This is a genomic window from Prevotella sp. BV3P1 (assembly GCF_000479005.1).
Taxonomy (GTDB): Bacteria; Bacteroidota; Bacteroidia; order Bacteroidales; family Bacteroidaceae; genus Prevotella.
In genome coordinates, this window is sequence record NZ_AWXC01000008.1 from 129755 (window position 1) to 156242 (window position 26488).

Below are 26488 nucleotides of genomic sequence, written 5' to 3' on the forward strand. Positions count from 1 at the left end.
AATAATCACGTCTTTGTGGAAGGAATCAATCACCTGCGACCTCCAAAACTTCTGCCGCCACCTTGTGTTCCCGTCGAATTGCCACCTGATCTTGATGGTGGACTATAGCTTCTTGATGGCGAACTGTAGGAACGACTGGGTGAAGAATAGCTTCTTGATGGTGGACTATAACTTCTCGATGGTGAGCTATACGAACGACTTGGTGAAGAGTAGCTCCTTGATGGTGGGCTGTAGCTTCTCGATGGTGAGCTGTATGACCGGCTTGGTGAAGAGCTTCTGGATGGGGTAGATGGGTCGGGCGTGAACGTACGATTCGGTACGGTCGACCTAACGCCTGTCGATTCGTCACGGCCAAAGCTGCCTCCACTTCTACTGCCGTTGCCGAACGAACCCGGTTGGGTAACCGTGGTACGCGTGCTGCTCTGTCGGTTGCCAAAGCTGCTGCCGCTGCGGTTGGGCGCGGAGTTATATCTGCGGTTATCACTCGAGCCATTGCTTCTTGACGGACTGTCGTAGGTTGAGATAATGCGACGGGGGCCGTTGCCGAACGAGCGACTGCCGTTGTTATAATATCCGCGGTTGAATCCATCGCGCATGCCTATCTCATCATAGCCTCGTCTGGGACCGTAGTCGCGTCCATAGTACCACGATCGGTTGCCGTTGCGGTGCCAGCTGTGGCCTCCGCGGTACACGGCGTAGAAGCGTGGTGTACCGAAATAGAAGTAGTCACGGTATGGATAGCGGGCGTACACACCGAAGTGCCAATAGCCTGCGTTCCAGTAGAGCGGGCGATAGAAATAACTGGCATCGCAGTACATGCGGTACTGCCAATCGAGCAGAATGTAACTCAAGTCCAGGTTGCGGCGCTCCCAATAGAGGCCGTACAGGTCATCGTAGTTGTCGATGCTCATCAGGTAGTCGAGGTTAATTTCGTATGCAGCCTCATATTGGTCATCGGTGAGGTTGAGTTCGTATGCCATCTTGTCCGTCAGGAAAAGGGCCTGCTGACGCGCTTGGTTGTAACTCATGGCGTTGGCTGATACCGTGAGTACAAACAGTGAAACCAGGGAAATAATCAGCTTTTTCATCATGAAATATTTTTAATGTTGTGAATATATACGTCCTTGTGATGTCCGTGTGGATAACAGAACATTAACGATGCATTGTTTCCGTCCATCCGTTTCTCATTCTTCATCACATCGCAAATGTAACGATTATCACGCATGGATGAAAAGGTTTTTCCCTAAACCGTGAGGGGAAAATCCCTATCGCCGCACGAGTCTTTCATTAAAATGAGGTGATTAGTTGGCAAAAACCATTATTTGTGGTGTTTCATCATAAACTTTTGTGGTATTTCATCATAAACTTTTGTGGTGTTTCATCATAAACTTTTGTGGTGTTTCATCATAAACTTTTGTGGTATTTCATCATAAACTTTTGTGGTAATTCGCTGTGCGTTCTTCCGTGAATATTGTTTGCAGCAACGTTTTTTTGCTTCTTTCGCGCTTTTCGTTGTTAAAAAACGCTGCTTCGCAGTAGGAAATTTGTTAAATATTTTGTCTGTTTGGTGCCCCTAAAACGGCACTTGAAATAGTGCCATCTGGAAAAAATCAATAGGCAAACAGGGAGCAAGCAGGAGGTTTTTTGGCCCGAAAACTCGAGTTTTACCTTAAAAATGTCGACTTTTCTCGTCGTAGAAGCATCGTTTTGATGGCCTATTAGCATGGGTTAGGCATGTAAAAGCATGTAGATTTCACCTTTATAGCAATGCTTTTGGCTCACAAAAGCTCGAAAAGCAGGTTCTTGATGCAGATGGTTGCTTGTAATATGTTGGTAGTCAGCGCAATTTGAAAAGTAGTTTATTTTGGGCGAATTTGCGACCATTGGTTTCTTTGTTGGCGAATAAGCGAAATATGGAGCACCTTGTTGTCAAGAAAATTCACAAATAATATTCCTCATATTTCTCATTTCGCCACGTCCATGCCCCTTTCATTTACAAAGGTTATTTGTCATCAACAACAATCATATCTTTTGTTTCAACAACGAATTTAACAAAAGACACGAATTATTTTGTTGGAATCAATGAATTCATTGTATAGTTTAGTTGATTCGTTTCATTCGTTTCATTCGTTGTTAAAAAATAATTATTTTCTTTTGTTCCATTCGCAGAACGCTTGCGTTCATTGTCTAGTTTCGTTGATTCGTGTCATTTGTGTCATTCGTTGTTCAACAACATTGCCTTTCGATGAAAATGCCGTGGGTCCACAACGATGAATATATAATAATCGTTACGATTTCTCGTTATCGTTAAAAAGCACGATTCTATAAAGCATGAAACGTCATATATTACTGTCCGTTCTGCTGTTCGCCACTGGAGTGGGGCATGCCCAGGCCGATTTCGAAGCAGAAAACGCATCGCCGTGGAACATCGGTGAGAACATTCATTATCAGGTAGAGTTACAAAGTTCGTTCGCTGATGGCAAAACGCCCTTGTGGCTCCATTCCAACCGGCATGGCTTGAGCTCGTTGGAAAAGAACAACGGTTATCTGCGTGCGGCCATGATCAGACCCTTGCGTACCGACTCGGCACGCAAATGGGGGATAGGCTATGGCCTGGACGTGACGGCGGGTGTGAATCATACCAGCAAGATGATGGTTCAACAGGCCTTTGTCGAGCTGCGATGGTTGCATGGCGCGCTCTCTGTAGGGAGCAAGGAATATCCCATGGAGTTGAAGAACAACCAGTTGAGCAGCGGTTCGCAAACGTTAGGTATCAATGCCCGTCCGGTTCCGCAGGTGCGCTTGGCCTTGCCCGATTACTGGATGTTGCCCTTTGGCAACAGGTGGTTGCACGTGAAAGGACATGTCGCCTACGGCAAGATGACGGACGACAACTGGCAGCACAGTTTTACCCAGCGCCAGTCTAAGTATGCCGACAACGTGCTGTATCACAGCAAGGCAGGCTATCTGAAGATAGGCAATGAAGACCGCTTCTGTCCGCTGTCGCTCGAAATGGGATTGGAGATGGCCACACTTTTCGGTGGAACGGGCTATCAACCCAAGTCTGATGGGACGGTCAACGTGATTCGTAGTCAAACGGGCTTCAGGGCTTTTTGGAATGCTTTCATGCCTGGTGGATACGACGCACCTGAAGAGGGTATTGTTTATCAGAATGTGGAAGGCGACCAACTGGGCAGCTGGCTCATACGGATGAACTATGACGCGGACACCTGGCGAGTAGGTCTGTATGGTGAAAAGTTTTTCGAGGATCACTCGTCCATGTTCCAACTCGACTACGACGGGTACGGAACGGGTGACGAATGGAACGTCAAGAAGAAAAGAAAGTTCTTTGTCTACGATTTCAAGGACATGATGCTGGGCGTGGAACTCAATCTGAAATACAACGACCTGGTGCGCAACGTGGTGTTTGAATATCTGTATACCAAGTATCAGAGTGGCCCCGTGTATCATGACCACACGCAGAACATGAGTCACCATATCTCGGGAATCGATGATTTTTACAATCACTACATTTACCCCGGGTGGCAGCATTGGGGTGAAGTGATGGGTAACCCGCTGTATCGTTCGCCGCTCTATAACGAAGATGGACGTATCAACGTTCAGAACAATCGGTTCAAGGCTTTCCACCTGGGCGTGTCGGGCGAGCCATGGAACGGCGTGAGCTATCGCCTGTTGACCACTTGGCAAGAGGGACTGGGAACCTATAAAATACCCTTCCCAGCCAAACAGCACAACGTTAGCGTGATGCTGGAGGTTGGCTGCCAGCTGAAACATGGCTGGAATATCCGAGGGAGTTATGGGGGCGATTTCGGCCGAATCCTTGGCAACAACCAAGGCGTACAGCTCACCATCGGCAAACATGGAGTGTTCAACCTGTAAACAAGTCATTGAAATGAAAAAAGTATCTTATATCCTCCTCACCCTCCTGATGCTCGCAACGTGGACTTCGTGCGAACTGGAAACGTCCAACAACGGGGCTTTAGACGGTTATTGGCGTTTGCAACAAGTAGATACCTTGCAAACCAAGGGAACGGCCGACCTCTATGCGCAACGATTGTTTTGGTCGGTTCAAGGCAAAATTCTCATGCTCAACGATTTGGATTACCGCTATCCCGAGTGTGTGATGGAGTTTGAACACCGTGACCAGCGTCTGACGTTGCACAAGCCATTGATCTCAGATCGCACCAAGGGCGACCCGGTGATAGACGATGTGAAGATTCTCTATCCATACGGCATTCGGCGGCTCGACGAGCAGTTTGAGGTAGAAAGGTTAGATGGTTCGCGTATGATATTGCGCAGTGAGCAGCTTCGGTTGGTGTTCACCAAATTTTAAATGCAACGGATAGCCCGTTCACAACAAAAGGTCGTTTGTCGTCAACCTTATTTTTTGTTTTAACAACGAATTTAACGCATTTAACGAATCCTTTTGTTGGAATCAATGAACGCAGGCGTTCACCGAATCAAACGAATTTGGCAAAAGTACACGACATGGTTAATTTTAGTTTTAACAACGAATTTAACGAATTTAACGAATCCTTTTGTTGGAATCAATGAACGCCGGCGTTCACCGAATCAAGCGAATTTGGCAAAAGTACACGACATGGTTAATTTTAGTTTTAACAACGAATTTAACGCATTTAACGAATCCTTTTGTTGGAATCAATGAACGCCGGCGTTCACCAAATCAAACGAATTTGGCAAAGCCACGCGACATGTTGATGTCGTCAGATTTGTTTCATTCGCAGAACGCTTGCGTTCATTGTCTTGTTTAGTTGATTCGTTTTTTTTGTTTCATTCGTTGTTCAACAACATTGGGCTTAGGTGAAAGAGCCGTGTTCGCATCGGAGTTTCACGGATTTACACGGATTATTGTCCGTGCCATTCCGTTGCTATGACATTTTCGTTAAATGTATGAAAAAAAGCGCATTGTATTTGTTACAACCGATGCTTTTGTGTACCTTTGTATCGAATTATGGAATTATATCAAAAGTAGATATTAAACAATCCTTATTGAGAGCACCCATTCTTATGAGTATCCATTCGGCGATATAAGATATAAAACAACAATTAAATATTATTTAGAATGATGAAACAAAATTACAACAACAAGACAAAGCTTCGCAGCGCATGGTTTGCGCTTGTGCTGCTGATGATAACGGCGCTGCCTATCTCCGCGCAGAATGCAGGAACCAGATTTGAGGTCAATGGCTATTGCTATGAGGTGGTAGATGCTGCAAAGCATACTGTGAAAGTAACATACAAAAACAAAAAGGCGGCAACAGCAGAAGCCAGACAGCAGGAGTTAAAGGATGAAACGACAAACATCCCTGACGAGTGGAAAGCCTACAACGGGAATCTAACACAAGAAAAGGAAAAAGAAGGTAAGGACAGATCATTTGAAACTCATGATATAAATGTTATAAAAATACCTGAAACAGTAAGCCATAATAGCACGACATGGAAAGTGGTAGCTATTGGAGCCTATGCATTCATCAACGAAAGGGGAATTTATAAAATGAATCTTCCTAAGACGATAGAAGCCATTGAGGATGCCGCCTTTTATCAATGCAGTGTCAAACGCATAGATTTCCCGAAAAACCTGAAGTACATAGGTTGGCGCGCTTTCTATAAAACTAATTTGACTCCTATTAAGATTAAAGAGCAGCAACATAGTAAAGGTACACTTTATAAGGCATCCCCCACATCTATCGATATTTCAGGTGCAACCGCTATTGGACCTCAAGCCTTTGAGGGAAGCTTTTCAAAAGCTACTGTTAAATGTCCAAAAATAACATTTGTGGGCTATCAGGCTTTCAAGGGTGCCAATTCTTTTAAATTTACGAGTGTTCCTGCTTCGGCAAAGATTGGCGAAGCTCCCACGGATGATGTTATAAAGGCGATGTATAAAAACTTGCCCGCAGGCACAGACCAACGTTCGGGTGTGGAATCCTTTGCAGAATTCGGTGGCAGTGTAAAATTGGCAAGTGGTCCAAAGACGATTCCTACAGGTATGTTTGAAAAAGCGTTTAAGGATCTATATAAATTTGAGATTCCCCTTTCTGTGACTTCTATAGAAGAAAGAGCTTTCGCAAATACAGGTATCAAAAGTTTTAACGACTTGTCTAAGGTAAAGGTAATAGGCGCAAGGGCTTTCGAAAATGGCGTTATGTCAGGCGACTTTGTGATTGAAGAGCAAGTTGAGGAAGTAGGTGATGGTGCATTTGCTGGAAACGTTCAACTGGCAGGGTTTACCTTGAAAGGTACTGCTAACTGCAAGATTGGTGCGGGAATTCTTGAAGGTTGCCCAGAATTGGAATATATAGACTTACGTAATGTGAGCAGCGCAGATGTCAAAAGCAAACTAAAGAATTTGTCACGTGAATTTAATTCGGGTTCAATCACGGCAGGTTTGCCTACCCACACCGTCGTTTACCTTCCCGATGCGCAGGACATCTCCTTTGCAGCAGGTCAGGACGTAAACTTTGTTAAGAGCGATGGCACATGCACCAAGCTGAGCTTGCAGGATGGCATGGAATACGAGTTCCCTTATGCCATCAGAGCCAACGAGGTGGTTTACAACAAATGCAACATGACGATTAAAGATGTTACTATCAAGCGTGGAAACAATACGGAATTGACACTCAAACACTATGAAAGCGACCAATCCCTAACTTTATACCGCGACTTCTCTGCCTTTGCCTCTGGTAAGAACTGTTTCACCATCTTCCTGCCATACGCAGTGACATTACCAGACGGTATACGCGCATACGATTTGAACTATTTGACTAAAGAAGGCGATATTGAAAAGTATGTGTTTAAGTCAATCCCTGACGGTAGTACGCTCAAGGGAAACAGACCCTACCTGTTGCGTATCACCGACGGAAATAGCCACACCTCGCAGGAGTTCAAGGCGGTTGACACTCCCGTGAAAATAGCTGCGTCCGGCAAAGACAAGTATTCAACATCAGGAAGGCTTAAGCCAAGTGGATTCGTTCCTGCCGCGTCTGACCAAAGTTTCTGTTTCTATGGTAGTACCGAAATGAGTCCACGTTACTGGAATGAAGATGAAAACGTGTCTCTTTCAATAAGTCCTCATACGTTGGGACACGATAAAGAAGGAAATGATCTTTGGAAAAGATTACCAGGGAAAAACTACGCTTCACCGAAATTGTTGCCTCCTTTCCGCGGATTTATCATGGGTGTACTGGGGACTACCGCTGCTAAGCAGTTTGTGTTACTCACTACAGACAGCGAAACGACGGGCATCAACGATGTAACAGGAAACACTGACGCACAGCAAGGCGCACAGCGCATTTACACCATCGACGGGCGCTATGTAGGCACCAACTTCGACAGTCTGCCATCGGGCATGTATATCATGAAGGGTAAGAAAACATTAAAGACGAAATAAGATGAACACTAAAGATAAAAATATAAGCAACGCTGCCAGCGACAGGCACACCTACCTGTCGCCACGCACCGAAATCATCAAAATAGGTACGATTAACTTTATAGCGGTAAGCGAAACCTTAAAAATACCAAGGAAAGAGGAACCCACCGATGAAGCCTATGGAAAGAAGTGGCAGGGCGACTTTGACTTGTCGGACGAAGAGGTTGGCAACTACGAAAAAGAAGAATGGGGAAGCATGTGGTAACCCTCGGCATGCGTGCCGAGAATAGTCCTGCAACTACTCATGACATGAAATAAAGTGGGAGGGAACCAATGGGTTTCCCTCCCACTTCGTGTTTGATAGCCGCTCACCAGGTTGTAACATCCAACATCATCCTGCTGGTGGTGTGGAACAACTCTTTCATATAGAAAGTATGTTGCCAACAACAATCATTTTTTTGTTTTAACAACGAATTGAACCAATAAAACAAATCCGATTGTTGGAAATCAATGAACGCTGGCGTTCACCGTATCAAACGAATTTGGCAAAGGCATACGACATGGTTATGTTGGCAGAATTTGTTTCATTAGCAGAACGCTTGCGTTCATGGTCTTGTTTAGTTCATTGAGTTGTTTAGTTGATTCGTTTCATTTGTTTCATTCGTTGTTCAACAACACTCATGTTCATTCGTTGTTAAAACAAAAAGAAAAGGGGGTGCATCAAAACGATGATGCATCCCCCTATCATGTTATCAGGGCTTTCGCCCTATGCTTATAGGTTGTGTGATTGCAACATGGCCTTTGGGTCGAGAATCTTGTCAACCTCTTCGGCACTCATGAGTTTCTTCTCCACCACAATCTCGTGTAGGCTCTTACCAGTCTCCAATGATTCCTTGGCTACCTTGGTGCTGTTTTTGTACCCGATGTATGGGTTCAGCGCCGTGACAATGCCGATGGAATGTTTCACCATATCGAGGTTGTGCTTCTCGTTCAAGGTGATGCCGCTCACGCATTTCTCCCTGAAGGTGTTCATGACGTTGGTCATCCAGGTGATGCTTTCAAACATACACTCCACGATGACAGGCTCCATGACGTTGAGTTGCAGCTGTCCTGCCTCGGCAGCCATGGTGATGGCCATGTCGTTACCGATGACCTTGAAGCACACTTGATTGGTCACTTCCGGTATGACGGGATTCACCTTACCCGGCATGATGGAAGAACCTGGTGCCATGGCGGGCAGATTGATTTCGTGCAAGCCGCAGCGAGGACCTGAAGCCATGAGGCGGAGGTCGTTGCAAATCTTGGATAACTTGACCGCCAATCGCTTCAATGCTCCTGAGTAGCTTACATAATCGCCGGCGTCTGGTGTGGCCTCAATCATGTCTTTGGCCTTCACAAACTCGTCGCCAGTGAACTTGGTGAGATACTCGGTCACCAAATCAGCATAACCTGGTACGGCGTTCAGTCCTGTGCCAATGGCTGTGGCCCCCATGTTGATGGTGAGCAGTTTCTTCGCATTGTATTCGATGTACTCAAGCTCGTCTTCCAATGTGTTGGCAAAAGCGGCGAACTCTTGTCCCGATGTCATAGGCACAGCGTCTTGCAGTTGGGTGCGACCCATCTTCACCGCGTCTTTAAACTCGTTGGCCTTGACGCGCAAGCAGTCTACAAGTGCTTTCAAGCTCTTCAACAAGTCTTTGTTCATGCGGTAGGCCGCATAGCGTAAAGCCGTAGGATAAGCGTCGTTGGTAGACTGTCCGCAGTTGACATGGTCGTTGGGGTAGCAGTGCACATAGTCACCTTTCTCATATCCCATCAACTCCAATGCGCGGTTAGCAATCACCTCGTTGGCGTTCATGTTCACGGACGTGCCGGCTCCACCCTGCATCATGTCAATGCAGAAGTTGTCCCACAGCTTGCCTCCGATGATATCATCGGCAGCTTGACAGATGTGTTCTGCAATGTTTTTGTCAAGGGCACCCAACTCAGCGTTGGCTGCGGCAGCTGCCTTCTTGACGTATGCGATGGCCATGATAAACTGGGGATAATCGCACATCTTGGTATTGGAAATGCGATAATTGTTGATGGCGCGCTGCGTTTGAACACCATAATAAGCGTCTGCTGGCACTTGTAATTCGCCCAAGAGATCAGACTCTACTCTGTATTTTTCGTTTTGTTCCATTGTGTTTACTATTGATTTTTGTAGTTGTTTTTCTGTGTTTGTCATGGTTCGTCATAACAGACGAACGTGGACACGAGGGGTGTCTCACGTTCATCTTGGTGTTAAAGGGTTGTTGTTAGAATGCCTTGATTCTGTACATGAAGCCCAGTTCGATGCGATTGGTGTTGTAGTCAGCCAATTTACTCTTGTCCGTGAACTTGTAGTTACGACCGATGTATGACAAGAATAGGCGGCAGTCTTGTGACTTGACAGGATAATACTCTAAGCTGGCAAAGTAACCAAAAGACTTACGATAGTTCTTAAGTTCTTCTATCTTGCTGACACTTGCCGTTTCGTACATACCTTTGAGCATCAGGTTCCACTGAGGAACGAACTGCCAATTAACTTTGGTTATGAACGAGTTGTAGTTTACCTTGCCGTAGCGCACGTTGCCTTCTCCGCGGGATTGTGCCAAGTCGCTGGTGGCAATGCCCAGACGGTCTACGTCGTCAAAGGCACCCATGTAGTCGAAATACCACTGGAAGGTGGGCAAGTTGAGCTTTTGACCGAGCATCACCATCTGGCTGCTCTGCTCCTTGGCCTGTGTCTGTGTGCCCACTGACCAACGCGTTTGTAGCTTATCGCCAAAGAAATTACCATTCCACAAGAAGATATAGGTCAATGGATGTTTGGCAGCTTCCACAGCTTCAGTCTTTCCATTCTCTTTCATCACTTTGAGGTCAGCTCCGTATTCTTGAGCCAACTTGTTGTTGTAAGCATTGGTGATGTTCAGGTTGAACTCCTGAGATTCCACGGGTTTGAATGCGAAGTTTACGCCGGCCATGAAGTTATCCATATTGTCAACCATGTCAGAGTATTGGTAGATGTACATGGGGTTCTCATCAAATTCAAATCCACCCCAGTTTTGACACATCTTACCACCCGTGATGCCGAGCTTGTCGGTGACCTGATAACCAACCGAAAGGATGTCGGTAGCCTTGGCAAAGTTGTCCTCGCCCTGTGCACCATTGGCTTTGTTCAAGCGGTGACGGAAGCGGTAAGAGAGTTTGCCGAAGGAACCTTTGATTTCCAGTCGGGCTTGTTTGTTCTTGAAAGACGAACCCCAGTCGTTGCCATTGTAAGCCTCTTGGAAGGAAGACGCATAGTTGAAGTACACGTTGATTGCGTCGCTTTTCTTCTCTAATTTGAACAGACGGCTTGCCAATGACTCGTAGTTGCCATCTTCGCCACCCATGCCTGTATTGTTACCTTGTGCGCTTGCGCCCAGTGCCAAAGACATCATGGCGCAAATCATCATTATTTTTTTCATATTCATTGTGATTATTTCCTTAATAAACTATAGGAATTAATATTCTTGGTAGTATTTCTGAATTTGCTGCCAGTCGTGTGTTTTCGTCAAAGCCAGCATCAACAATACGCGTGCCTTCTGAGGATTGAGGTTGAGAGATGCCACGAAATGATATTTGTTGTCATCTACCTCAGCATTCAAGTTGGTAGGACCTGTGGGTACGCGGCTTGAACGAACGATTTGGATGCCACTATTCTGTGCTTTGATAGCCACGTCGAAAACGTCTTTGTAGAAGTTGCCATCGCCAACACCTGCCAACACAATGCCATCGTACTTGGCATCAACGAATGCCTTGATAGGAAGGTCAGAGCAGTTGGAGTAACCGTAAATGATGCCCACCTGTGGCAACTTGTTGAGGTTGTCCACGTTGAATACTGATTCTGTTCCACGTTTGTAGGCTGGTGTTTGCAGATAGTAAGCCTTGCCATTGAACACGTTACCAATTTGACCATAGATGCCACCCTTGAACGTACCGCAGTCGGTGGTATGTGTCTTGATGACCGATTTGGCGTCAAACAGTTGGTCGTTCATGCAAACCATCACGCCCTTGTCGCGCGATTCGGGTGTAGCAATGGCAGCCACTGCGTTGTACAGGTTGGCGGGTCCGTCGGCAGAGATGGCTGTGGCCGAACGCATGGCACCTACCAAGATGACAGGTTTGTTGCTGTGTACGGTGAGGCTCAAGAAGTAAGCAGTCTCTTCCATGGTGTCGGTTCCATGAGTGATCAGCACGCCGTCGTAACCTTCTTGGTTGAGCAGCTGGTTGATTCGTTTGGCCAGTTTCAGCCACACTTGGTCGTTCATGTCCTGACTACCGATGTTGCAAATTTGCTCACCTGATACGTCAGCAATGTCTTTAATCTGCGGAACGGCAGCAATCAAGGTTTCCACACCCAGTTGGCCGGCATTGTAAGCAGATGATGTAGAACTTGTGGATACACCAGCAATGGTGCCACCTGTTGCCAGGATGCGAACCTTAGGTTTGGCACATAGACCAACGGTAACGAACAATGCAACAATCACCAGGATGTTGATACGTAAATGTTTCATAATAAATTGTTTTTAAGTGATTAAATATGATATCAATAAAATAATTGCGTGATCAAGAAAGCCAGTGCGATGGACACGATGGTTGTGATGAATCCTGACAACTGGAAACTGTGATTGATGACGTACCGACCGATGCGTGTGGTGCCGGTTCGGTCAAAATTGATGGCTGCCACCTCGGTGGGGTAGTTGGGCATGAAGAAATAACCGTTGCAGGCAGGGAACATCGCCAGCAGGTATAGCGGGTTGATGCCCAGCAACACACCCAGTGGATAGATGGTACGCACGGTGGCTGCCTGTGAGAACAGCATGATGCTCATGATGAAGAGGATGACGGCGAACAAGAACGGAGCTGCCTGAACCCAATCGGCCAGGTGAGTTACGAAAAAGTCTTTGTTGCCATTGAAAAAGGTGTCGCCCATCCAGGCAATACCGAAGATGCTCACCATGGCGTTCATGCCGGCAGCAAAGACAGTTCCCTTGGCAGCTGTGGCCACATTGCCTTTGCCCACAAGTAAAATCAACGCAGCTGCCGACATCATCACAATCTCGATCATCTCGGAGGTAGCTATCGGCGTCATCACGCCGTCTACCATGTGATGAGGCTTCAGTTGAGGGAACAAACCGAATGTTACCACCAGCGCAACACCCAGCAAGAAAGCATACACGGAGTATTTTGCGCGTGGGTTGGGGTTGGCGTTTATTTGCTGCATGCGTTTCTGCTCTTCTTCCGGATTGATTTCACCAGAAGCCACCTTGGCTTGGTAGATGGGGTCGTCTTCCAACTCTTTGCCTATTCGGTTCTGCACAAACGCTGCCACGAGGATGGCTACGAAAGAGGCAGGAATGCACACGAACATCACATCTGCCAGGTCGATGCCTTTCAAGCCCAGAATATCTGTACTGATGATGGCTGCCGTAGCGGCACTCACAGGACTACCGGTGATGCCCAGCGAAGCAGCGATGACGCTGACGCTCATCGGTCTTTCGGGTCTAATTTTGTTGGCCTGGGCTATTTCAGAAATGATGGGAAGCAGGGAATAACAGGTGTGCGCCGTGCCTGCCAACAGACAGAACATCCAGCATGCCAACGGACCGTAATAGGTGATTTGACTGGGATGCTTGCGCAAGAACTTGCCCGTGACACCCACCAGATAGTCTAAACCTCCCGTAGCTTGTAGGGATGAGGCTGCTACAATAACCGAAACAATAATCATCATCACATCGATGGGTGCTTTTCCCGGTGCCAGACCGAAGGCAAAAACCAATAGGAAAGTACCTACCATGCCGTAGATACCCATGCCGATGCCGCCTACGCGAGCACCAATGAAGATGAACCCAAATACAATGAGTAATTGTAAGATGATGAGTGTAGTAGCCATTTGTTTTTACTTGCAGTTTTAGTAATGCGACCGCAAAGTAAAGAAAATCATAATAGGGTAATCGTGTTTTTATGTTAATAAATGTAATAGTTAACACTAATTAACCGATATGAGGGCTGTTGTGTTTCTTTTTGTTACCTGTATTGGTTTATTTTAGTGCAATATCTGTGCGCCATTTGCTATCAAAAACAATGAATCCGATATCAACTCGCATCATCTTTGTCGTCAAACATGTGATAATATGCTTGTGGATATTGTCTGGGTAGTTAGACTTCAGATTGAGAAGCCTGTTCTCTCCATACGAGAGGTGCGAACAAGGTCGGGTTAGAAAACTTTACCGAATGCGATGTTGATGAAGGTTTTGGTTAGTATTTTCATATCGAACCACCATGACCGATGTTCCAGGTAATACAAGTCGAGATCCAGTCGTTTCAACATTTTCTCCATGGTGTCCGTGTAGCCGTTGTATAGGGTTGCATACGAGGTGACACCAGGACGGATTTGGTAAAGGTAGGCGTACCTGGAATCGTGCTTCATGATTTGGTCGATGTAAAACTTTCGTTCCGGCCGTGGTCCGATGAAGGCCATGTCCCCTTTAACCACGTTCCACAGTTGCGGTAGTTCGTCCAAGTGATGTGTGCGCAGATATCTGCCTATCTTGGTCATGCGCTTGTCGTGTTGGTGCCTGTATAGTTGCGGTCCATCTTTCTCTGCGTCGATGCACATGCTGCGGAACTTGTAAATGGTGAAAGGTCGGCCGAAGCGTCCAATTCGTTCCTGTTTGAAGATCACGGGTCCGCTGTCTTCACGCTTAACCAAGCAATAACAAAGCAGAAACAAGGGCGAGAAAACAATCAGTGCAAGGATGGCAATCAAGAAGTCGGCGGCGCGCTTGACGTTACGCTCCAGCTCGTTCATACCGTCGGGGATGTACCGGGGGTTATCGATGTCGTCGTTGTATTTGATGTAGGGCGGGATTGTCTTCACCTTGTAACTTTTATCATATAACGCAGCTTTACTTGGCTTATTATGTACAATGCTTCATATTTTTGAATGAGGTGAATTCCAACAAGTAAACGTACTACGATGCAACTGTAATAACATTCAATCAGCTAACAAGCTACCGATACTTCACCTTATTTCTTTCGGCAGACAAGTTGCGTTCTTTCAAACAAACCCCTATTGAGCGTATTATAGTTCCTTTTCGTTACATTCTTTTGCCAAACATCTTTTCCATAATCTCCTTTCGAGAGTATCTTTTTTCTAAATCTATAAAATATCGGTAGTGTTGTGATTGGCGTTGTGTGGCTGGGGGAGGAGTCATGTAGTCGCCATAGTATGTTTTCAAAACTTTGTCATAGTTTGAGGGTACAGTTATTTCCAAATCCTCAAAAGCTAATTTTATTCCGTCTCCAAACCAGTCTTTAGAAAATATCACACTTAGACTACTTTTTACGTCATAAGTCCATATCTTATTTGTTTCTGGAATAGAAAGCAAAACTCCTTGTATCTTCTTAATACCCATCTTGGCAATACCCCTAAACGGCTTAAGGATGTTGTAAAACAGCAACTTTGGCAAAAAGCTAACTTCACATTTCTTTAGATGTGTGCGCACCTCGATTGAAGAATAGGTTCTGTAACTCCGTCCATACACGAGCCACAGTATCCTATATATCCAATTTATTCTTTTCAGAAACTTTCCCTTATGGTTATCGTAATTATCCAAAGGGAAAATATCTAAATATAATCCCATTAATGCCTCGCCCTCACGCTCAATGATAGTAGAGTTGCGGTCGCAAAATTTAGCAAAGTATAGGTAATATCCCTTATCTTTATCATCAATTATTTCGTAGTTTGTTCCATTTAGTGAACTTCTCAGAGATAACAGTTTATCGTAATCCTTTCGTGGCATCCATACGTCTATATCATCATCCCAAGGTATCATGCCTTTATGCCTTACTGCTCCTAATGCCGTACCGTATGCGGCATAATAAATAAGGTGGTGTTCATCACAAAAAGCTATAAACGCCTTGAAAAGGGTAAGTAAGCTATTGTTTAATTGAGAATCCATACTCAAATATATTAAAATTTAAATTAGAAACTTAACGAATGCTCTATATGCGTAATGTAAATAATAATACATAGAGGAAATTAAACCTAAGTGTTCATGGTGTCTGTATATATACCATTGCCATGTACATAGTTTTAATTTGTTGGCTGTTATGGAATTAGAATGTATACGATAGACAGCAGTTACCGTATTTGTATTGAGGGCAGTCCACCCACGTCTTAAAATATCCAACCATAACACATAGTCTTCATGGTGAATGTTCTTCTGCATCACTTTTCCCACCTTTTGAGTATCGTAAATGCCAGTAAGATTTCCTATTGTGTTCCCTTTAAGGTACTTGGCGTATGTAAGGCTTTTAGGCGCATGTACAATCCTGTTATTTCGCTTGCCTTGCGCATCCATTTTTTCATAATCAGAATATACGATAGCAACATCTTTGTTGTCGAATAATGGTATCTGGTCAGACAGCTTGTTGGGAAGCCATTTATCATCACTATCACAAAAGGCGATGTACCGTCCTTTAGCATGTTTTATGGAGTTGTTGCGTGCTGCAGCAGGACCATTGTTTCCATCTACATAAAACACCTTGATACGTTTGTCGCATTGCTCTATTTGTTGTAAGAGTTTAATGGTTGATGTGTCAGTAGATCCATCATCTGTAATCAAAATCTCAAAATTTTGATACGTTTGTTGCAAGATGCTGTCTACACACTCTTTAATATAAATACCAGAGTTATAACAGGGGATGATGACAGAAACTAAATCGGTGTTCATAAGTAGTTTGTTCTATAAGTCCAAAGAGTTGTTTTTGAATAGGAAATCATAAATACTCATTTGCGGTATTACTTATTAAGTTATGCCATCAAATTTCTAATAGTTGCTACAATACGCGAGATAAAAAGCAATGGATTATATTTACTTATATGAGGAAGATAAGCGTGGCCGTATGCGCATATTAATTTCCGTGCAATTTCTAATCTTTGTTCGAAATTCCTTTCTGTATAGGTTGCAGAATTATCACGCTTTACTCTATAATAGATAACGTCTGATTTTGCAAAGGAGAATCCATTAATCTTATCTGAAATAAGAAACATAAAGAGAGCATCTTCTCCTATTGAAAGCTGATTATTAAATCGTCTGTTTTCAATAATTGCTTTTGGTATCAATTTTACACAAGCTGTAGACAAAAAACTGCGCACTTTAAATTTTGATACATGATTGATGTCTTTTAAATTTAGATAAGTAGCATGAAGATAGTATGGTAGTTGCTTTTGAGTTTTTTCTTCTATTTGTATTACGTTAGAAATCATTATATGGTCGGGATTTGCTACTTCTAATAATCCTCTTAGATAATTATTCGACACCCAATCATCGTCGTCAATAAAAGTGATGTATTCTCCTCGTGCATTGTCCAAGCCTATGTTGCGAGCATTCGATACGCCTGCAACGTCAGTTTGCAAAAGCAAGGTTTTGATTCCCTGAAACTTTTGTTGCAAAAACAACTTAATGTCAGTGTGATAAGGTTCATTGCATCCATTCAGTACTATAATAACTTCGTAGCGTTGTTTGTCTATATCCTGTCTGGCAACACTCTCTAAGCATCTGTAAATATAGTTGCCTGGTTTGTAAGAGGGTATGATGACAGAAATTAAATCGGTGTTCATAAGTGGTTTATTTTATAATTCCAACGAGTTGTCTTTATTTGTACACCTCTGAATTTTGTAACGCTATCAGTTATGACAAATACTTATTGCGTGCTGTTGTTTACTTTATCTGTTTAGCTAATTTTATTTTTCTTATTACAAAGATAATTATATTTTTTTGATTAAGGATAGTATTCATTTGAAAGTGTTGTACAGAGGGCACGCTACAAGGATAGCAATGTGAGCTTGGTTATCTGTTTTCTTTGCAATATGACTTTTTTGTTTTGTAGTTTTCATCATGCTGGCACAACTTTATTCAACACCTATTTTAAATCAGATGGCATTTGTCAGTAAATTTAAAATAGGGTGGAAAGGAGGGGACGAATAATAATGTTCCTACATCTTGTAATCTCTATCTGCTTACGGTTTTGTTAAAATAATTTTCAAAATAGTTCTTCGAGCTTTCCCAAAGTGTTCATTATAGAAAATTTTTCTTTGGCGTAGCGGAAGGCTTCGTTACAATATATTTTCCGTACATCTTTATCTTTCATCCGATAAAGTGCATGTACAATATCTGCTATGTGTTTAGGTCTGATAACAATTCCTGTCTCACCGTCTTTTATAGTCTCAGTATTGCCTCCCACGTTGGTTACGATGGCTGCGCAGTGCATGTTAATAGCTTCAAGCAGAGCCATGGAGTGATTTTCATTGAGTGTAGGAAAAAGGAATATGTCACTATCTTTGAGAAGCTCGTAGACGTCAGTTCTATTTCCGAGGAGAAATAAACGTTTTTCGGCAATTTCTTCTTTACACTGCTCTTCGTAGTGATGAAGATAATCGCCACTTCCAACAATGACAAAAACAAAGGCAGAGTCTTTGAAATTTTTGAGAGTCTCAATAATATATTGATGTCCTTTTCTAATTACGACACGCCCAACAGAGATGACTATGATTTTATTTTCAGGAATATTCAGTTCTTTTCTAAGCTTTCCTGAGCTAATTTTATTGATGTCAACATTAGGGAAAGTATTGTAAATTACACCTTTGTTAGCTCCAGCCTTAGCGAGCTTTAAAGGTTTTACAATTTTCTGTTCTGCTTGGCAAACCGTAAAAATGCTATCAGCCATTCTTATTTCCAAGGGTTCTATAATGTATTTAAGAATTATTTTCCTGAAGGTTCTTTCTGGTACATCCCAGTCGGATCCGTGGACACAAACAATTATCTTTTTGACATTTGAAAGTTTTGCAGCCAAAACCATTAAAAAGCCAATATATTGCAAGGCCCGCACGAGAGCTACATCGGCATGCTCTGCATTGATAAGTTTCCAATAAGAGCGTACGAACTTCATACCTTTGATAGGGTTGAAATGTAGCACACGGTCGCTGATGCCTATTTCTTTAATCTCGTACTTCTTCGAGAGGTAGGAGTTCAAGATGTTTTGATGAACGGTTTTTGGTCCACCTTCTTTATATTTGGTATCAACTAAAAGAATCTTCTTCATTTTATAGCATTTGTTCTTGTGTCCCGCAATGGGTTGAAAGTTCTTCTCTACTGCTTTTATTTAATTCTTTATGATGTTCAGCGTAATATGTTTCGCTGTGTGCCGCAACGAGCATGAAAAAGGATATAAGCCAAATAGCATTATAAAATACGAAGAATACACCATAAAAAGAATAAATGACTCCAAAAGTGAAAAAGTAAAAATACATTTTATGATGGTGGATTTTGTATCTGCGCCATTGGCGGAGAGTGAAAACAGCCATGAGTGCAATATATAAAGCCAAACCAATAAAACCCAAATTGACGAACGCTTCCAAATAAGAATTATGAGAAATTTGCCTAAAGCACGATACTCCTTGATAATTGCCACTTCCAACCCCAAGAGGCATGTTTCGCAGTGCAACATTCGTGGCGTCATATACCAACATCATTCGACTATCTTCTGTTACGTCTGTTTCAGCTCGTTGTTTCAGGAAACTATTTTCATAGATATTGAGAATTTGTCCTGAAAGAGCCACAATGACAAGTGCTGCTGCTATAGAAAACTGGATTTTCTTTTTCAATCGTACGCCTCTTATGTAACGTTCATATAAAAGCATTCCATAAAGTGGAACTTGTATAATGATAATCTGTCGAGATGCTGTAAGTAGTGAAACGCCAAACGAAACTGGAAGCATCAGCCAAAAGGAAAAAGCCCATAATCGCTTTATCCATCTATTTTTTGTTATCTGCCAGAGCATAAACGACAAAAAAGTGACAAAAAAAGTATAATATGCCATGGTATTGGCATTTAGTACCTCATCATTTAGTCGGTCGCTGTCATCGACCATCATTGTGAAGATGTTGTTAATGGCGTAATTCCATGCGCTGAGGTAGAGAATGATGTAGGTGAAGTAAATAAATTTTTGGTATTTGGAATAACGAGAAAGAATAGAAACTACATAGACCATCATAGCTGCTCCCAAAACCTGGTGTACTTCGTTTGCTGCTAAATCCTTGTCATCCGCCCAAAAATAAGCGATACAATCCCAAAGTAGCAAGGCGTACAAAATCTTTTCATATAGGTTTGTTTTAAAGCCTTTATTGATAAGTGTGCATAATAGCACAGCCAATGGAATGGCAACATAGAGTCCAACCTTGTTCGCCGTGGGTGAATAAAGGCTTGCAAATGCAGCAAAGTACAAGCAGAGGATGCTTGTACAAATGTAGAGGTCTACTTGGATAAATCTTAACCGTTTTAGCTGCATGTTTATTATATTCTGTTAGCAACCATGGAAATGAAGCGTTTCATGGAAAGTTTCAGACCATTGGTGTGAATACCCAGCTCTTTACAAGCCTGGCACACTTCCCTGATTCCATCTTTATACGCTTGTGCGTCTTTGGTGCTTGCGCCGCCAGAAGTCATGGTGACAAAATCCATGGGAATATATTTTGTATGTATGTGATGTCGGTGAATATAACGCGCAATGAGTTCAAAGTCACCAGCTATTTTGTATGTGGGGTCATAAGCCCCGTATGTCTTGATGATCGACCGCCTAACGTAGAATGAGGGATGTGGTGGAGCCCAACCAAATTTTAGGAGATATGGATGAAAAATTCTGCCTTTGCAACGATAGGAACATACATCTGGTGTCTCTTTTTGAACAGTGTGTATATCACCGTACACCGCATCTATGTCATCTGTAAATGCTTTTACTATCTTTTCAACTACGTCATTTGTGGTGAACCAGTCGTCAGAGTTTAAGATACCAACAATATCACCAGTACTCCTTTCTATTCCTTTGTTCATCGCATCATAGATGCCGTTATCTGGCTCAGATATCCAATGAAACTTTCCATGGGGTCTTCTTTCGAATTTGCTCTCATATTGTTTCAACTTGTCAACTGTGTCATCTGTAGAGTTGCCGTCTATCACCCAGTACTCTATGTCTGGGTATGATTGTTGCAGAACCGACTCAATGGTTCTGTCCACTGTCTTTCTGCTGTTGTATGTCACGGTGATAATCGAAACTTTCATAGGTTCATTCTGTTATTATGATTTCTCTGTATCAATTTCAATACATACGTTTTGGCCAATATCTTTTCTTTTTGATTTAAGAGTATACAATATACCATAGGAATGCAAGTCAATAAAGCGATAATGAAGACCACGGTGAGCCTAAGAAAAGATGTGTGCATATTTATCTTTATAAGCGTAGGGATGACGGGCAGTAGGAACGTCATGCCGAGACAAGGAAAAAGTACCTCCTTAAGGTAGTTGACGTATTTGAAATTAAATTGTTGATGAGTGATGATGAGGCATGCCGTCTGAAGGATGATTGAAAAGACAATGGTAATAACAAAAGAACTCACTGCTCCATACCCTATTTTAAGAAAGATATAGCACACAGGAATGAGACAGAGATTAATGGTGGTACTTACAATCTCGTAAAGTTTTATCTTTCCTGTTGCCAATGTAATCTGTGTGCAGGGAGTGTTAAGCGTACAAATCAACGCATCGATAAGTATTAAGACGCAAAAGATGTTGGTATTGGACGGAATATGATGACCAAGCCATAAGTTGAGGATATAGTCAATCTCCAAACATAACGGAGTAGCCAGAATCAGCATGAGCGCATAACATATCTTGGATTCTGTAAACATCAAGTATTGTGCCCTTCTATGGTCTTGTGCAGCTACCGAATTAGATATTTGAGGTGCAAAAGCAATTGACACATTAGAGGAGAACTGTCCCACTGCACTGCTTACTTGCATTGAGATTCCACGTGCGGCATTAACGATAGGACCGAAGAAATTATTCAACAACAGACTGATACCTTGTCCTCTAAGCATGAATGCCAGCGTGCCCATCATGTTCCATCCCGTAAATGCCAACAACGAACGGGCGGTTTGCCAGTTTATCTTTCTACTTAGGTGAATATAACGGAAAGACATTTTGGCATATCCATGATACAGCAAAAAATCAAAGAAGGCAATTCCAAGCAAGAAATATGCGTACACTGAGATATGTTCGCCACCGATGTAAGGTAATGCCATAGCTGCTGCTACCTTTAGGCTGACGTCAATCATACTACCCGCTGCGTAAAATCCCATTCTCTCTTTGGCAAGGATAAGTCCTGTGGCTGGGATTTGAAGGATAATCAAAACCAACGAAAGGGTAGAGGCATGAAATAGTATTTTAGCAGCCTCTATGCGGTCGGCAGGCACCACTAAATAGTGATTGAGATACCATAAGCCAACCGATTCCAATAAGATGAAGGTAAGCACTGCTACCAGTAGATTGATAATACAGCCTGTTGCAAAAATATCTTGAATGCCTTGTTCCCGTTTGTGAGTGCCCTCATAGTTGTAATAGCGTTGCAGGGTAGACGCAAGTGTTGTGTTGAAAAAGCCAAATAGAGACACCAGACCAGCAACAACCATATATATGCCATAGTCAACAACGCCAAGTGTGTCTAACAATATACGTGAGATATACAGGTTGGCCAGCAATACAAAAAACATCCTGATATATAAGAATATCGTATTTTTTGCTATCCTCTTATTGTTGGCTTGATAGGTTGTCATCTTTATATTAGGAAGCCTTAGAAAATTAAATCCCTTGAGACATAGACGGTTGTTATGATGAATGCCAAGAATAGCATACCTGCCACAAACATCATTCGCTTGGGACCCGCAGGCTTCAGTGGAACAGTGGCGTTGGTCACAACGGTAAACACGGGCGTTTTTTCTTGAACTTTGGCTATGGCAGCCTGCAATTGTGTGTTCAGTGTACTGTAAGCATTGAATTTCAGTTGCATATCGTTTTCCAAATCATCTTTCTTCGATTTGAAGCTTTCCAGCATGATTTCCATGTTGGCATCAGCATAGCTTCCGTATGCTTGCCGAGCTTTCTCGTAAGTATGTTTGGCTTTTGCGGTAAGTTCTTTGTAGTAGTTCATGTCATGGCGTGCCTTGCTGGTTCGGTATTCTGTGATAAATTCCTGCAGCTTGTATCTTACCGAGTCGGCCATGGTGGCTGAAATCAATGGATCTTGATCCTCTACTTCTATAGAGATGAGATTTGTTTTTTTGTCCACTCTGCAAGTTACTTTGTTGCGGATGGCACTGAAAATTTCATACTCTCTTTTTGTTAATTGGAAATAATTGATGTGATGTCCTTTGGGTGTTGGTGCTGCTTTTTTCTTAAAGAGGTTCTTCAAAACATATAATGGAATCATCAACGGGTTTTGCTTCTGATGCTTGTCCAAATAATTATAATAGGTGGTATTGGTGGCTCCATCAATACTTTTCACACGGATTTCGATTAGTTGTGAGATAAATCGATTCGATTTCAACAACTCTGGGTAAAGCTCGGGCGAGATGGCATCTGACAACATCGTGTTGTTGAGGTTAAAGCCCATGGATGCCGCAATGTCTGCAAGCCCGCCTCCCTCATTGATGTTTCCTAATTCGGGTGCCAGCGACACGCCGCTTTTGTAGTATCTTGGTACAGGAAGTATCAGGCCACATGCCACTGCAAAGGTAATGGATAGTATAAGGGCGTATGTCCATTTCTTTTGAATGACTCGTTTGATAATCTCGGATATGTTAATCTGTTCGTTTGTTTCTTTCATTTGACTACTCATTATGATGCCTCATTTTATAGGGCACTTTCTCCAAAATTCTCTATTTCACCATATTCGCAATCGTGGCTATCATGGCGGCGATACTGGCCATACTGCTACCAAGACTCATGGTTTCGGCAGCGTTCATTTTGCGGGACAGCTTTGTGGGAATAACAATCTCGCAGCCAGGATTTACCTTGGCTCCCTCGCTCACCTTACCTACCATGCCGTTCATGTAGATGATGTAAGCGTTGCTCTTGCGGGCGTTTTGCGCAAATCCACCAGCTGCATTGATGTAATACTTGGCTTTCTTTCCTTTTTTATAGGCCACGGTGTTGGGATACATCACGGCTCCGTTAACCTTGACGGTGGCAGTGTATTGCGGCAGGATGAGGCGGTCGCCCTCACGCAACACGATGTTGGCATCGCTATTGGGGTTGGCGATGGCTTTGTCCAGTTCGATACCTACGGGAAAAGTGGCGGGAATTTCAAATTTCTTCAGTTGGGCAGTCGACGTGTTTTGTCCCAACTGCTGTATGGCACTTGCGTTGTTGCTGCTGGTAGCCAGCTGTAGCAGCTGCCGTTGCATCTCTTCTTGCTGCATCTTCAGGGCTGTCTCCATTCTGGATCTTTCCATGGCATTGGGAATGCGCTCCAACCGTGCGCCCTTGATGTATGCTAAGTCGGTCACGCCACCAGCAGCTTGCAGCAGGTCGGTCAATCGCATGTTGCGCTTGGACAACGTGTAGGTGCCACCAAACATTACCTCACCCTCTACGCTTACATTCTTCTGTGTACTGTATCCCGGACTCTTGCGCACATACACTTCGTCGTAGGGTTTTAGTACAAAACCGGGTTCGCCGTCAATCACGAAGCCGTCCTTCAAAGCAAAGGTGTATGTCTTCGCTATGATAGAGTCGGTGGTGAGTGCTTTGGAGTTGACGATGCGGCGGGCAACATCTACTTTTACGGTAGATGCAGTTTCTTTAAGTCCGCCCGCTTGCAGCACGAAGTCCTCCAAGGACTCGTTGTCTGCATATTTGTACACGCCGGGATATTGTACCTCACCATGGATGGTGATGGTTTGCTGTTGCATCATCTCGCGTTTCGTGGGGATGAAGAGCACGTCGTTCTCCTTCAAGGGTATGTCGGCCACGGTGCCGTTCATGATGCCCGCCACGTCGACCGCCACTACTTCCAGGGTGCGGTCTTCCTTCATACGATGGATGACACCGCGGGAGGTGAAGGCTTCTTCCTTCAGTCCTTCGGCATGTTGTACCAGGGTGCGCACGCTGTTGATGTCGTTGCTCAGTTGATACAAGCCCGGACGGAATACGGCTCCTTTTATTTCTACCGTATTATTATAGCGTTGAATAATCGAGTCGACCGATACCGAGTCACCATCGGCAATGTGAAAGGTGTTCATGTCGAATTCGGAAACATTGAATACCGCAAATTCGCGACCCGTCTTGCGAACCAAGCGTACGGCCTTTTTGTATGCGTCGCCCGTGAAGCCTCCTGCGTATTTCAGCAGCGTACCCACGCTCTCATTGCTCTTCATTTCATAGTACATGGGGCGTTTCACCTTTCCTGTGATGTTCACCAGGCAGTTGTAGGGTCCCACGTAGATTACGTCACCATCCGTCAGACGCACGTTGCCCGTCATCTTGCCGTTAAGAATATAGTCGTAAACGTCGGCTTGAGAGATGAGGCGGTTGTTGCGATAAATCTTGATGTTGCGCAGTGTTCCCAAGTCGTTGGTTCCTCCAGCCATGTACAGCGCATGAAAAACAGATGCGAAGGCTGATACGGTATAAGTACCAGGTGCCCGCACTTCGCCCATCACGTTGACGGTGATGGTGCGGCTCTGTCCCAGCGTGAGGCGCACCTTGCTGCTGCTGTATCGCGCACCCAATTGCGCACGTAGTCGTTGGTTGGCTTGCGCGATAGTCAGTCCGCTCACCTGGATGGGGCCAAAGCCTTCGATATTGATGTCACCGTCGGGTGATACTGTCGACTGGATAGACTTTTGTGACGCGCCATAGATATCGACAAACACGGCGTCTCCCGGTCCAAGTCGATAGCTTTGCGGCGTGGCGATGTTCATGCTGGGTTCAAAGGTCAGATCCTTGTTGTTGAAGATGTCCCTGCCGAAAACTTTCTTCTTATTTTCTGCCTGCTGTTTCAGTATCTGCTTGAGCCATTTAATGGAGTCGGTGGGCGTTAGGTAGTTAAGTTCTTGCTGCATCATTTTGAACTCTTCGCTGTCTTCATCATATTGGTCCTGCCACTGTATCTGCGGTTGCAGTCTGTTGGTGGAAACTTGCTTCGCGTCTCTCTTTTGCTCCTTGATGGTGTTGTACTTCGCCCTCGCTTCTTTCGAATTGCCATTGGCCTGCCGCATGCGTGTTTCTGTCTTGTCTACGGTTTGGTCAGCGATGTTTCCCAGTCCTTTGCGCTTGGTCTGTCGTTCGTATTTATCCTTTATTCTCCTGATTTGTTGAATGTTCACGCCGCGCTGCATCAGCTTGGTCACAATTTGAGCCTGTGAGGTGCCTGCGGCGTTCTCTTTCATGACGAATTCAAGAACCTGTTCGTCTGACATGGAAGATTGTGCCGTGATGGTCAGCGGACACAGCATGAGTAGCAGAATATATAGAATGATTTTTTTCATATCGTGGGTAAAATCTCTTTTTCTCTTTCTTTTATTAACTCGTTTTTCGTTAATTTGTTGCAAAGATAGCGATATTTATTTTTGTATGGTTATATTCTCCGACTATTTATCCACCATGCAGCTGTTGCTTTGTTGTTGCAAGCACACGGCTCTTTTGTTTAAGAATGATGCTTTTCGGTTTTAGATCAAACCGAACATTTTTCAATGAAATATCTTCTGTCGCAACATCTTTTTAACACAAATGCTGGGCGTTTTTTCAACCAACTTGTTCATGTATCGTAAATATGCTCGTCATGAGAGGTATTCGTTATCCGTTTGTTTATTAACGACTTATGGGATTTTAAAGATTGGTGCGAAATTAAAAACAATGTGTTTGGGGCTGAAAATCCCTTTTTTTGATGCAAAATGCCCTTCAATATGATGAAAATAGAGCGGTTAAGGCATGTACATTGGACTGCAAAAGCTTGCTAATTACACATTAACTCCATGTTAATAGCGTACAAGATGATGATTCGAAAGCTTTGAACGCCTAAAATATTCCCTCTTTTTTGTCTATTTCTCGATTTTATTTTGTCAAAGAAAATGAATCGGTTTAACAAATGAAGGGTTTGTTAACAAAGAT

Annotated in this window: 19 protein-coding genes; 4 read left to right on the top strand and 15 right to left on the bottom strand. The window is 43.7% G+C overall.

Annotated elements, in window-relative coordinates; all coding sequences use genetic code 11:
- Positions 1-29 precede the first annotated feature (29 nt).
- Positions 30-1088 (bottom strand): hypothetical protein, encoded by a 1059-nt coding sequence (locus HMPREF1254_RS02595; RefSeq protein WP_023057000.1) that lies wholly within the window; start codon positions 1086-1088, stop codon positions 30-32.
- 1243 nt (positions 1089-2331) lie between these two features.
- Here HMPREF1254_RS02595 and HMPREF1254_RS02600 point away from each other — a divergent pair.
- From HMPREF1254_RS02600 to HMPREF1254_RS02615, 4 genes are all read left to right on the top strand, one after another.
- On the top strand, positions 2332-3900 hold the full coding sequence (locus HMPREF1254_RS02600) for a capsule assembly Wzi family protein (protein ID WP_023057118.1): 1569 nt from the start codon (positions 2332-2334) through the stop codon (positions 3898-3900).
- Between the two features lie 13 nt (positions 3901-3913).
- Positions 3914-4354 (top strand): lipocalin-like domain-containing protein, encoded by a 441-nt coding sequence (locus tag HMPREF1254_RS02605; RefSeq protein WP_023057033.1) that lies wholly within the window; start codon positions 3914-3916, stop codon positions 4352-4354.
- A 750-nt stretch (positions 4355-5104) separates the two neighbouring features.
- On the top strand, positions 5105-7432 hold the full coding sequence (locus HMPREF1254_RS11425) for a leucine-rich repeat domain-containing protein (RefSeq protein WP_023057156.1): 2328 nt from the start codon (positions 5105-5107) through the stop codon (positions 7430-7432).
- Position 7433: 1 nt separating this feature from the next.
- A complete protein-coding gene (locus HMPREF1254_RS02615; RefSeq protein WP_023057059.1) occupies positions 7434-7676 on the top strand; it encodes a hypothetical protein in 243 nt (80 codons plus the stop codon).
- A gap of 507 nt (positions 7677-8183) precedes the next feature.
- Here HMPREF1254_RS02615 and aspA read toward each other — a convergent pair.
- The 14 genes from aspA to HMPREF1254_RS02685 all read right to left on the bottom strand — a co-directional run bounded on the left by aspA (position 8184) and on the right by HMPREF1254_RS02685 (position 25866).
- On the bottom strand, positions 8184-9593 hold the full coding sequence (gene aspA / locus HMPREF1254_RS02620) for an aspartate ammonia-lyase (protein WP_023057111.1): 1410 nt from the start codon (positions 9591-9593) through the stop codon (positions 8184-8186).
- A gap of 115 nt (positions 9594-9708) precedes the next feature.
- A complete protein-coding gene (locus HMPREF1254_RS02625; RefSeq protein WP_023057064.1) occupies positions 9709-10902 on the bottom strand; it encodes a porin in 1194 nt (397 codons plus the stop codon).
- A 36-nt stretch (positions 10903-10938) separates the two neighbouring features.
- On the bottom strand, positions 10939-11991 hold the full coding sequence (gene ansB, locus HMPREF1254_RS02630) for an L-asparaginase 2 (protein WP_023057068.1): 1053 nt from the start codon (positions 11989-11991) through the stop codon (positions 10939-10941).
- A 32-nt stretch (positions 11992-12023) separates the two neighbouring features.
- Positions 12024-13370 (bottom strand): anaerobic C4-dicarboxylate transporter family protein, encoded by a 1347-nt coding sequence (locus HMPREF1254_RS02635; RefSeq protein WP_023057109.1) that lies wholly within the window; start codon positions 13368-13370, stop codon positions 12024-12026.
- 324 nt (positions 13371-13694) lie between these two features.
- A complete protein-coding gene (locus tag HMPREF1254_RS02640; RefSeq protein WP_155945416.1) occupies positions 13695-14288 on the bottom strand; it encodes a sugar transferase in 594 nt (197 codons plus the stop codon).
- Between the two features lie 289 nt (positions 14289-14577).
- Positions 14578-15441, bottom strand: coding sequence for a LicD family protein (locus HMPREF1254_RS02645; RefSeq protein ID WP_023057012.1), 864 nt, complete (start codon positions 15439-15441; stop codon positions 14578-14580).
- 18 nt (positions 15442-15459) lie between these two features.
- On the bottom strand, positions 15460-16215 hold the full coding sequence (locus HMPREF1254_RS02650) for a glycosyltransferase family 2 protein (protein WP_023057130.1): 756 nt from the start codon (positions 16213-16215) through the stop codon (positions 15460-15462).
- Positions 16216-16295: 80 nt separating this feature from the next.
- A complete protein-coding gene (locus HMPREF1254_RS02655; protein ID WP_023057029.1) occupies positions 16296-17105 on the bottom strand; it encodes a glycosyltransferase family 2 protein in 810 nt (269 codons plus the stop codon).
- 422 nt (positions 17106-17527) lie between these two features.
- Complete coding sequence (locus HMPREF1254_RS02660; protein ID WP_023057045.1) at positions 17528-18586, bottom strand: glycosyltransferase; 1059 nt, start codon at positions 18584-18586, stop codon at positions 17528-17530.
- Position 18587: 1 nt separating this feature from the next.
- Positions 18588-19832: an O-antigen ligase family protein gene (locus HMPREF1254_RS02665; RefSeq protein ID WP_023057149.1), complete on the bottom strand. Its 1245-nt coding sequence runs from the start codon at positions 19830-19832 to the stop codon at positions 18588-18590.
- A 5-nt stretch (positions 19833-19837) separates the two neighbouring features.
- Positions 19838-20602 carry a glycosyltransferase family 2 protein gene (locus tag HMPREF1254_RS02670; RefSeq protein ID WP_023057132.1) on the bottom strand — a complete coding sequence of 255 codons (765 nt, stop codon included), beginning with the start codon at positions 20600-20602 and terminating at the stop codon, positions 19838-19840.
- Positions 20599-22152, bottom strand: a complete 1554-nt coding sequence (locus HMPREF1254_RS02675) for a lipopolysaccharide biosynthesis protein (protein WP_023056999.1) — start codon at positions 22150-22152, stop codon at positions 20599-20601. Before HMPREF1254_RS02675 ends, HMPREF1254_RS02670 begins: the two co-directional genes overlap by 4 nt.
- A 17-nt stretch (positions 22153-22169) precedes the next feature.
- Positions 22170-23201: a chain-length determining protein gene (locus HMPREF1254_RS02680; RefSeq protein WP_231385788.1), complete on the bottom strand. Its 1032-nt coding sequence runs from the start codon at positions 23199-23201 to the stop codon at positions 22170-22172.
- Between the two features lie 52 nt (positions 23202-23253).
- The gene (locus HMPREF1254_RS02685; RefSeq protein WP_036890875.1) at positions 23254-25866 is read right to left on the bottom strand and encodes an SLBB domain-containing protein; all 2613 of its coding nucleotides are present in this window, start codon (positions 25864-25866) and stop codon (positions 23254-23256) included.
- Positions 25867-26488: the final 622 nt, after the last annotated feature.

Bases quoted from the DNA above. Each gene is read 5' to 3' on its own strand.
- HMPREF1254_RS02635 (WP_023057109.1), bottom strand. From the start codon at position 13,370: ATGGCTACTACACTCATCATCTTACAATTACTCATTGTATTTGGGTTC.
- HMPREF1254_RS02665 (WP_023057149.1), bottom strand. From the start codon at position 19,832: ATGCAGCTAAAACGGTTAAGATTTATCCAAGTAGACCTCTACATTTGT.
- HMPREF1254_RS02670 (WP_023057132.1), bottom strand. From the start codon at position 20,602: ATGAAAGTTTCGATTATCACCGTGACATACAACAGCAGAAAGACAGTG.
- HMPREF1254_RS02615 (WP_023057059.1), top strand. From the start codon at position 7,434: ATGAACACTAAAGATAAAAATATAAGCAACGCTGCCAGCGACAGGCAC.
- HMPREF1254_RS02685 (WP_036890875.1), bottom strand. From the start codon at position 25,866: ATGAAAAAAATCATTCTATATATTCTGCTACTCATGCTGTGTCCGCTG.
- HMPREF1254_RS02680 (WP_231385788.1), bottom strand. From the start codon at position 23,201: ATGAAAGAAACAAACGAACAGATTAACATATCCGAGATTATCAAACGA.
- HMPREF1254_RS02600 (WP_023057118.1), top strand. From the start codon at position 2,332: ATGAAACGTCATATATTACTGTCCGTTCTGCTGTTCGCCACTGGAGTG.
- HMPREF1254_RS02655 (WP_023057029.1), bottom strand. From the start codon at position 17,105: ATGAACACCGATTTAATTTCTGTCATCATACCCTCTTACAAACCAGGC.
- HMPREF1254_RS02605 (WP_023057033.1), top strand. From the start codon at position 3,914: ATGAAAAAAGTATCTTATATCCTCCTCACCCTCCTGATGCTCGCAACG.
- HMPREF1254_RS02660 (WP_023057045.1), bottom strand. From the start codon at position 18,586: ATGAAGAAGATTCTTTTAGTTGATACCAAATATAAAGAAGGTGGACCA.
- HMPREF1254_RS11425 (WP_023057156.1), top strand. From the start codon at position 5,105: ATGATGAAACAAAATTACAACAACAAGACAAAGCTTCGCAGCGCATGG.
- HMPREF1254_RS02650 (WP_023057130.1), bottom strand. From the start codon at position 16,215: ATGAACACCGATTTAGTTTCTGTCATCATCCCCTGTTATAACTCTGGT.
- aspA (WP_023057111.1), bottom strand. From the start codon at position 9,593: ATGGAACAAAACGAAAAATACAGAGTAGAGTCTGATCTCTTGGGCGAA.
- HMPREF1254_RS02645 (WP_023057012.1), bottom strand. From the start codon at position 15,441: ATGGATTCTCAATTAAACAATAGCTTACTTACCCTTTTCAAGGCGTTT.
- HMPREF1254_RS02675 (WP_023056999.1), bottom strand. From the start codon at position 22,152: ATGACAACCTATCAAGCCAACAATAAGAGGATAGCAAAAAATACGATA.
- HMPREF1254_RS02595 (WP_023057000.1), bottom strand. From the start codon at position 1,088: ATGAAAAAGCTGATTATTTCCCTGGTTTCACTGTTTGTACTCACGGTA.
- HMPREF1254_RS02640 (WP_155945416.1), bottom strand. From the start codon at position 14,288: ATGAACGAGCTGGAGCGTAACGTCAAGCGCGCCGCCGACTTCTTGATT.
- HMPREF1254_RS02625 (WP_023057064.1), bottom strand. From the start codon at position 10,902: ATGAAAAAAATAATGATGATTTGCGCCATGATGTCTTTGGCACTGGGC.
- ansB (WP_023057068.1), bottom strand. From the start codon at position 11,991: ATGAAACATTTACGTATCAACATCCTGGTGATTGTTGCATTGTTCGTT.